Here is an 8,988-nt window from a genome sequence, read left to right as displayed (position 1 = left end):
GCCCGGCCCCCTGACGGCCCGGCCCCCTGACGGCCCGGCCCCCTGACGGCCCGGCCCCCTGACGGCCCGGCCCCCTGACGGCCCGGCCCCCTGACCGCCCGGCCCCCTGACCGCCCGGCCCTCGGATCGCCTGGCCGCCGGACCGCCCAGCCCTCGGACTGGACCGACCGCCCTCCGACTGGCTGCTGCTCAGCCGGTTGCCCCGCGTAGGCCCACCCTCCGTGCGCGGGACCGATCAGATCAACAGGAGCGACTTGCCGAGCGTGGTCCGTTCCTCCAGCGACCGGTGCGCCTTCTCGGCCTCCGCCAACGGGTACGTCGCGCCGATCACCGGCCGAAGCCGGCCCTGCGCGGTGAGCGCGAGCGCCTCCGTGTGGAGGTCGCGCAAGGTCGCCGGGTCGGGTGCCCCGGCTGCCAGAACGTCATCCACGTGCACCCGTCGGCGGCTTGCCAGCTCCGGGTCGATGGCGGCGAACCCGCCCGAGCTGCCGTAGGTGACGAAGCGGCCGCCGTCGGCCACGGCCTCGAACACGGCCCTGCCGAGTGCTCCTCCCGCGCCGTCGAAGGCGAGGCCGACCCCGCCGGTCGCCTCGCGGACCTGGTCCTGCCAGCCGTCGAGCGAGTAGTCGACGGCGTGTTCCGCGCCCAGGTCGCGGCTCAGCGCCAGCTTGCGTTCGCCGCGGGCCGCGGCGATGACGCGGGCTCCGGCGTCGCGCAGGAGTTGCACCAGCAGCGAACCCGCGCCGCCCGTCGCGGCCGCCACCAGGACCCACTCGTCCTTCGGGATCTCCACGCGGCGGGCCAGCAGCAGGGCTGTGGCGCCGTCGTGCACCATGGCCGCGGCCTCGGCCGAGCCCAGGCTGGCCGGGACCTCGACGATCTCGTCCGCCGGGAAGAGGGTCTGCTCCGCGTAGCCGGCGGATGCGCGGGCCAGGACGCGGCGGCCCAGCCAGGCCGGGTCCACGCCTTCGCCTACCGCGCGCACGTGGCCGACGCCGCCTCCACCCGGTACGTACGGGAGGGTCAGCGGGAAGTACTCGCCGCCCCAGCCGCCGCGCAGCAGCGTGTCCAGGAGGATCACGTCGGCCACCTCCAAGGCCACCACGACCTGGCCCGGTCCTGCTTGCGGGTCGGGGATCTCCTCCACTTGGAGCACCTCGGGGCCACCGAACTCGTGCACACGGACAGCACGCACCACAACCACATCCCCCACTCGATCAAACCTGGTCGTGGTCCACCGTAGAAGCTCCAGTTTGGTGGAGATCAAGGCCGGATTCAGCAGGTGGCGAAGTCGTCCAGGAGTGCCGAGGCCACCTCCACGTCCGGGCTGAGCTGGCGGTCGGACATGTCCGGGTTGAGCTTCGACTCGGCTGTTTCGAAGGCGGATCGCAGCGACGGGGTTTGCGGGGTGATGCCGCGCAGCCGCAGGGCTCGGACGGCTGCGACGACCTCGCAGGCCAGGACCAGGCGGAACGCGGTCAGGGAGCGCAGGGCCTGGGACGCGGACTGGAAGGCGAAGCTCGAGTTCTCCTCCTGGCCCCGCGACACGACGGCGTTGCCGATGCTCGCGGGCTCGGCGAGGGTGCGGACTTCGGCGAGTGCCGAGTTGGCGCTGTACTCGAGGATCATCACGCCCGAGCTGCCGGGCACGCCCTCCGCCAGGAACGGGCGCAGGCCGGTGAAGCTCGGTTCCACCAGCGTCGCGAGGCGGGCGGTCGAGATGTGGCCGGTGTGCAGCATCGACAACCGGAGCCGGTCCAGCGCCTGGCCGAGGTACGCGCTGTGGAAGGCGCCGTGGTGGTAGGCGGCGTCGTCCTCCGGGCCGAAGTGGTCGGAGACGATCAGCGGGTTCTCGGCGGCGGCGTTGAACTCCACGTCCAGCACGCGGGCCAGGTCGGTGGCGGCGTCGACGGCCGGGCCGTGGATCTGCGGGAAGCAGCGGTAGCCGAACGGGTCCTGGATGCGCGCGGCCGGGCGCTCGGGGTCGCCGATCAGGCGGCGCATCTCGGCGGCGACGGCGACCTGGCCTGGGTGCGGGCGGCCCTGGTGGACGCGTTCGTCGTAGGCCTCGGCGGCTCCGTCCACGGCCAGGAACGAGAGCGCGGCGACCACGTGCGTGGCCTTCAGCAGGTGGTGCGCGTCCTGCCAGGCCAGGCCCGCCATGCCGATGGTGAGCGCGTTGCTGCTGATCAACGCCAGCGCGTCACCCGAGTCGAGCTCGATCGGGTCCGGGGTCTGCGTGGAGCCGAGCCAGTAGCGCTCGCCGAGCAGGGTCAGGCCCGTCTCGGCCAGCGCCGTGAGGTCGCCCGTGCCGATGGCGCCGTACTCGTGCACGCCGGGGTAGCAGCTGCTGTTCAGAGCGGCCAGCAGTGCGTCGGCCACGGCTCTGCGCACGCCGGCGCCGCCCGCGAGGAGTTGGTTGAGGCGCACGACCATCATGGCGCGCACCTGTTCCTCGGGGAGCATGCCGCCGAGTCCGCCCGCGTGACTGCGCAGCAGGCGCAGGCCGTGCTCGGCCCAGCCTTCCGTGCTGACGATCTGGTCGCGGTTGGCGCCCACACCGGTCGTACGGCCGTAGACCTGTCGTCGCACCACGAGCCGCTGGCTCGCACCCCATGACGCTTCGAGGCGTGCGACGCCATCAGCGTGCAGAGCTACCGGGGAGTGGTACCGCGCGACGCGCACCACGTCGTCGGCGCTTAGGGACTGACCGTCCAGCACGACAGGGGAGTCTTCGACCATGGCACCAATGTGAGCACATAGGGTTCGGAGGTGCTCGTACTGCATGGCCTGTGCACGACCGACGGCGTCCTGGCGCTGTGGGCCGAAGACTCCGGGCTGCCCGCACGCAGTGAGAGCACGCGACGGGACGCACCGCACCCGTTCGCGGCGACGGCCGAGTCGCTGGCCGTCGCGCTCGGGCAGGAACCGCTCAAAACGACCATGCGAGCGTTGCTGTTGCCGTCCTTCTCGTCGGGGCCGATGGCCTCGCCTGAACTGGTCCGCGACCCGCTGACGGCGGGACGGGCGCCGCGCGGCAAGGTCCAGTTGCGACAGTGGGGCGTCCCCACGATCCGCCTCGACGGTGCCCCGGAACTCAGTGGCGAGATGCGGCTGAGCGACTCCGCGCGGTTCGTGTTCGACGTGGCCGGGTTCGCCGCCGACCTGGTCGACCGCGGCCGCGTGCTGCCCTCGGTCGCGCCGGAACGGGCCGTCGCGCGGTGGGTGCCGGTGCTGTCGGGAACGGACTCGGCGCGGTTCGCTGCGCTGCAGGCCGCGATGCCGCCCGCCTGCCGGTGCGAGCAGATCGTCAGCGACCCGGCGGAACTCGTGCGCGCGGCCCTCACAACCGCGGTCGACGAGCAGGTGCGCAGCCGGTTGAACGGCGCGGCGCTCGCTCCGGACCGGCGTGGCCGCGTGACGACGGCGGAGTCGTGGCTCGCCGCGCTCACCGGTGAGCCCGCGTTCGACGCCGACCCGGTCGAGCTCTACGAACTGCGCGAGCAACTGGACCGCTGGCGGGACAGCGCGGGCAACGAGAGCCCGGTGCGCACGTGCTTCCGGCTGCGCTCGCCCGAGCAGCGCGAGGACGACGAGTGGGCCATCGAGTTCCTGCTGCAGGCCGTCGACGAGCCGAGTGTTCTCGTGCCGGCGCAGCAGGTGTGGTTCGCGGACGACGGCGTGCTGCGACGCTGGATCCCGGCGCCGCAGGAACATCTCCTGGCCGACCTCGGCCGTGCGAGCAAGCTGCATCCCGAGCTGGACGAGGCGTTGCGCGGCTCGCACCCGGCCGAGCTGGAGGTCGACGCGGAGGGCGCGTACCGGTTCCTGACCGCGGCGCCCGTGCTGGCGCAGGCCGGGTTCGGCGTGCTGCTGCCGTCGTGGTGGCAGCAGACGACGAAGCTCGGGCTGAAGCTCACCGCGAAGAGTCGCGGCACGGCCGGAACCGTCGCCAAGGAGAGCGAGATCGGCCTGAAGTCCATTGTGGACTACAAGTGGGAGCTCGCCCTCGGTGAGGACACGCTGACCGACGCCGAGCTCGCCGAACTGGCCAGGGCGAAGGTGCCGCTGGTCAAGGTGCGCGGCCAGTGGGTGCAGGTCGACCAGAAACGGCTTGCCGCGGGACTCGCGTTCCTCAAGCGCGGCGGCGGGCAGATGACCGCGGCCGAGGTGATGCTCCACAGTGGACTCACCGAGGAGGACGAAAGCCTGCCGCTGCCGCTGATGTCCGTCGAGGCCGACGGCTGGCTCGGCGATCTGTTGTCCGGCAAGGCCGACGAGCAGATCGAACCCGTTGAGCCGCCGGAGAACTTCCTCGCCCAGCTGCGCCCCTACCAGCAACGCGGCCTGGCCTGGCTCGCGTTCCTCGACAAGATCGGCCTGGGCGCGTGCCTGGCCGACGACATGGGCCTCGGCAAGACGGTTCAGCTGCTGGCGCTGGAAGCGTTGAACCGCAGCCACGGCAAGAGGCCGCCGACGTTGCTGATCTGCCCGATGTCGGTCGTCGGTAACTGGCAACGCGAAGCGGCGCGGTTCACCCCAGAACTTTCGGTGCACGTGCACCACGGCGCGGACCGCCTGGACGGTGACGCGCTGCGCGAAGCGGTGGAGAGCAACGACCTCATCCTCACCACCTACGCGCTGGCCGCCCGCGACGCCGACGCGCTGAGTGACCTCACCTTCGACCGCGTCGTGCTCGACGAGGCGCAGAACATCAAGAACAGCGCGACCCGCCAGTCCCAGGCCGTGCGCCAGATCAAGGCACGCCACCGCGTCGCGCTGACCGGCACGCCCGTCGAGAACCGCCTGGCAGAGCTCTGGTCGATCATGGACTTCGCCAATCCCGGCGTGCTGGGCACGGTCAACACGTTCCGCGCCCGCTTCGCCGTCCCGGTGGAGCGCCACAACGACCAGGGCGCCGCCGCGCGCCTGCGCAAGATCACGAACCCGTTCGTGCTGCGCCGCGTGAAGACCGATCCGCGCATCATCAGCGACCTGCCCGACAAGGTCGAGATGCGCCAGCTGTGCAACCTCACCACCGAGCAGGCCTCGCTCTACCAGGCCGTCGTCAACGACATGCTGGAGAAGATCGAGGAAGCGGAGGGCATCGGCCGCAAGGGGTTGGTGCTCGCGACCATGTCGAAGCTCAAGCAGGTCTGCAACCACCCGGCCCACTTCCTCGGCGACGGCTCCCGCGTCGCCGGCCGCTCCGGCAAGCTCGCGCGCCTGGAGGAGGTGCTGGAGGAAGTGCTCGCCGAGGGCGACAAGGCGTTGTGCTTCACGCAGTTCACCGAGTTCGGCAGCATGCTCGTGCCCTACCTGGCCGCGCGCTTCGACACCGAGGTGATGTTCCTGCACGGCGGCACGAACAAGGCCTCCCGCGACCGCATGGTCGAGCGGTTCCAGGACAGGAAGGGCCCGTCGCTGTTCCTGTTGTCGCTCAAGGCAGGCGGCACCGGTCTCAACCTCACCGCCGCCAACCACGTGATCCACCTGGACCGCTGGTGGAACCCGGCAGTCGAGGACCAGGCGACCGACCGCGCGTTCCGGATCGGTCAGAAGCGCAACGTGCAGGTGCGCAAGTTCGTCTGCATCGGCACGCTGGAGGAACGCATCGACGCCATGATCGAGGAGAAGCGCGCCCTGGCCCAGCTGGTGGTCGGCGCCGGCGAGAACTGGCTCACCGACCTGTCCACCACGCAGCTGCGGGACCTGCTGACGCTGTCCTGGGAGGCCATCGGTGAGTGAGCACTGGTCGGGTGAACGCCCCCGTTACGGCAAGACCATCAAGGTGGACAACGGCATCAAGGCGACGAGCAAGCGCGGTGACATCGGCGCCACCTGGTGGTCGCGGCGGTTCATCGAGGTGCTGGAGTCGTTCGGCATGGGCGGGCGGCTGACCCGCGGTCGCAACTACGCGCGGCAGGGCCAGGTTCTGTCGTTGTCGCTGTCCACGAGCATGGTCGTCGCGCTGGTGCAGGGTTCGCGCCCCACCCCGTACAAGACGCGGATCGCGATCAAGTCGTTCACCGGCCAGGAATGGCAGCGCATCGAGCACGCCCTGGCCGGGAAGGCCCTGTACGCCGCCAAGTTGCTGGCCGGCGAGATGCCCGCCGACATCGAGACGCTGTTCGCCTCGCTGGGGCTGCGGCTCTTCCCCGCGACGCAGCGCGAGCTGACGATGGACTGCAGCTGCCCGGACTGGGAGGTGCCGTGCAAGCACCTCGCCGCCACCTGTTACCTGCTGGCCGAGTCGTTCGACAAGGACCCGTTCGAGATCCTCGCCTGGCGCGGCCGCGGCCGTGAGGAACTGCTCGACCGCCTCCGCATGCTGCGCGGGACCGTGCGTTCCACCGTGGTCCGCGAGGAGGCGCCGCCGCTGACGAGGTGCCTGGACACGTTCTGGCAGAAGCAGACCGCCACGAGCATCAACCTCGGCGACCCGACCGCGGCGGTGCGCACGGACGCGGTGCTCGACCAGCTCGACGGGGTGCCGATCACCGTCGGCCGGTCGTCGCTGGCCGAGCTGTTGCGCCCGGCGTACCTCGCGTTGAAGCCCGGCGACTAGAACAGCCAGCCGAGGCGTAGGAAGACCGACTCGCCCGGTGCGTCGTCCAGACCGTCGTTGTCCACCACGCCGACCAGCCGCTTGACGGGGCCGTCGCCGATCACGGCGAGACCTTCCGGCTTGTCGTGCGTGGCGGCACCGTCCGCCTTGAGCGCGGGGACGAGGTCCTTGGTCAGTTTCTTGGACACCAAAGGCTTTTCGGCTCCTGCGGGCACCGGTGTCAGGCCGCTGATGTCGACGCGGTAGACCTTCTTGGTCTTGGCGGCGTCACCGCGCTGGTTGTCGCGTTCGAGGATCAGCAGCGTGCGGTCGTTCAGCGCGGTGATCTCGGACAGGCCGATCCACGCACCGGCCTGCGGGGCGTCGAGCGGGTACGCGGCGAACGCCCACTCGCCGGTCGCCGGGGTGAACCGGGCCAGCGTGGCCTGGCCGGGCTTGTCGGCCTTCCACTCCCGTTGCACGGCCAGCCACACCTGCTCGGACCTGCCGCCGCCGATCACGGTCACGCCTTCGAACCCGTTGCTGGTGGCGGTTTTCGCGATCGCCTCCGGCAGCGGGATCTCCCTGGTGACGGCGCCGTCGGAGGCCACTTCGACGAGCAGGTTCGGCTTCTGCTTGCCATCGCCCTCGACCGCGATCCAGTAGCCGCCGCCCTTGCGCACGGCGATGCCTTCGCCGTCGTAGCCGACCGGCTTGCCGTCCTTGGTGAGCGTCAGTTCCCTGCGGACCTTCGCGGGTGCCGAGACGGTGTCGATGGTCAGGATCCTGGTCGGGCTGTACGCCGAGTCCGTCACGGCTGCGACGTCGCGGTGGTTGCCGGGGATACCGGAAAGTCCTGACAGCGCACCGAATCCGATGCCTTCCGACACGATCGACGGCGTGCCCTGGTTGTGCGCCAACGACAACGCCAGCGGTGTGCGGGTCAGGCGGTATCCGCTGAGCGACGAGCGGATGCCGTCCGCCGCCGAGTCCTCCTCCGCGGCGACCACGAGTGTGCCGGTCGCGGGAATCGGCAGCAGGCCCTCCGGCCCGACGCCGGTCGGCAGCGCCTGCAGGAAACGCGGCCTGCGCGGGTTGCTCACGTCGTACACCGCGACGAGGTTGGCGCGTTCCATGCCGACGAACGCGTACCTGTCGCGCCCGAAGGAGGCGACGGCCAGGCCTTCCGGTTCGACGCCCTTGTTGTCGGACCGGCCGTCCGGGTACTGGCCCTGCCTGACGGTGATCTTCTGAAGCTCGTTGCCCGAGGAGAACACGACCTCGCCGGAGTCCGCGTCGAAGATCGTCCACGTGCGCGAGCCGCCGAGGTAGTCACCCTCGTCGGCGGTGCCGAGCGTGTGGTCGTCCAGCCAGGCGACGGCGTCGGGCTCGCGGGCGGCGGTGATGGTCTCGGTCGGCGAGAACTTCCCGTCGTCCTTGGTGTCGACGCCGCCGACCGTGGCCGTGCCCGCCGAGAAGTGCCGCACGATCCTGCCGGAGCGCAGGTCCACGATCGCGATGTGGTTGTTCTCCTGCAGCGTGACGGCCACCTGGTCGCGCCCGTTGATGCTGACGTACTCCGGCTCGGGGTCGGTCGGCGCGACCTGCGCGATCCCGGTCAGCTCGACCCTGCGCAGCTGCCACGACGCCGGCCCACGCCCGATGAGGTCGACGATGGTCAGGAAACCCGCGGGGGCCTGCGGGATCGCGCCCTCGTTGACGTCCTCGTCGCGCTCGTTCTCGATCGCGATGGCCGCGTACCGGCCGTCCTTGGAGATGTCGATCGAGTCCGGCTGGCCACCGAGGTCGTGCGTCGCGACGACGTCCCGCCTGCCGAGGTCCACGACCACCAGCACGCCCGACGGCTCGGCGTACGACTTCGACGTGTTGACCGCGACCAGCGCGAGCCCGCCGATGACGTCGACGGACGTCGGCTCGCCGGGCATCGGCAGCACACCGTCCGGCGTGAACTTCTGACCCGCCTTGGCGAACCCGATCCGGCGACCGGGCGAGTCGGTGTAGACGACCAGCTTGCCGTCCGCGGTGGCGGCCGCGATCTCGGCGGCTGTGTGCTCGCCCGCCGAGCTGTTCCGGAACACCGACATCGTGTCGAAACGCTGGAACCGCGACGGCACCGACGCCTCGGCCGGCGCGGCCGACACGAGCAACACCAAGGCCACCAGGCCTGTGCACAACCGGACCACTGGTCCTCCTCGAACAGCTCGGAGGCGCGCAGTGTGGCTGATCGAGTCGTCCGCTGGGTGAACGTTCGCTGATCTTCTGGGGTGGCTCGGGTTCAGGGCGGACGGCATTGGCCGGGGAGTGGGCAGATCGGGCCTGGGTGGGCCTCCTAATCGTGTCGTAGGGATAGGACTGCCGGCTGCCGTACGACGCCCGCTGCCTCCAGACATCAGATGTCTTCAGAAAGAACGGCGCGTGTG

At 70.8% G+C, this 8,988-nt stretch carries 5 protein-coding genes; 2 read left to right on the top strand and 3 right to left on the bottom strand.

The window, feature by feature from the left end:
• Positions 1-235 precede the first annotated feature (235 nt).
• Together ACH413_RS36010 and ACH413_RS36005 are read right to left on the bottom strand one after the other, a co-directional pair.
• On the bottom strand, positions 236-1,195 hold the full coding sequence (locus tag ACH413_RS36010; protein ID WP_360040283.1) for a zinc-binding dehydrogenase: 960 nt from the start codon (positions 1,193-1,195) through the stop codon (positions 236-238).
• 80 nt (positions 1,196-1,275) lie between these two features.
• Positions 1,276-2,742, bottom strand: a complete 1,467-nt coding sequence (locus tag ACH413_RS36005; RefSeq protein ID WP_360040285.1) for an aromatic amino acid ammonia-lyase — start codon at positions 2,740-2,742, stop codon at positions 1,276-1,278.
• 30 nt (positions 2,743-2,772) lie between these two features.
• Here ACH413_RS36005 and ACH413_RS36000 point away from each other — a divergent pair, with 30 nt between their 5' ends.
• Positions 2,773-5,748: a DEAD/DEAH box helicase gene (locus tag ACH413_RS36000; protein ID WP_360040288.1), complete on the top strand. Its 2,976-nt coding sequence runs from the start codon at positions 2,773-2,775 to the stop codon at positions 5,746-5,748.
• Positions 5,741-6,568, top strand: a complete 828-nt coding sequence (locus ACH413_RS35995) for an SWIM zinc finger family protein (protein WP_360040291.1) — start codon at positions 5,741-5,743, stop codon at positions 6,566-6,568. The genes ACH413_RS36000 and ACH413_RS35995 overlap by 8 nt, the downstream gene beginning before the upstream one ends.
• Here the strand turns inward: ACH413_RS35995 and ACH413_RS35990 are convergent.
• The gene (locus ACH413_RS35990; protein ID WP_360040294.1) at positions 6,565-8,751 is read right to left on the bottom strand and encodes an esterase-like activity of phytase family protein; all 2,187 of its coding nucleotides are present in this window, start codon (positions 8,749-8,751) and stop codon (positions 6,565-6,567) included. The two genes, ACH413_RS35995 and ACH413_RS35990, sit on opposite strands and share 4 nt — an antisense overlap.
• Positions 8,752-8,988: the final 237 nt, after the last annotated feature.

Origin of the sequence: Lentzea sp. NPDC020367 (genome assembly GCF_044387305.1) — a bacterium.
Classification (GTDB): Bacteria; Actinomycetota; Actinomycetes; order Mycobacteriales; family Pseudonocardiaceae; genus Lentzea.
This window is presented reverse-complemented; position numbering and strand designations above follow the sequence as displayed.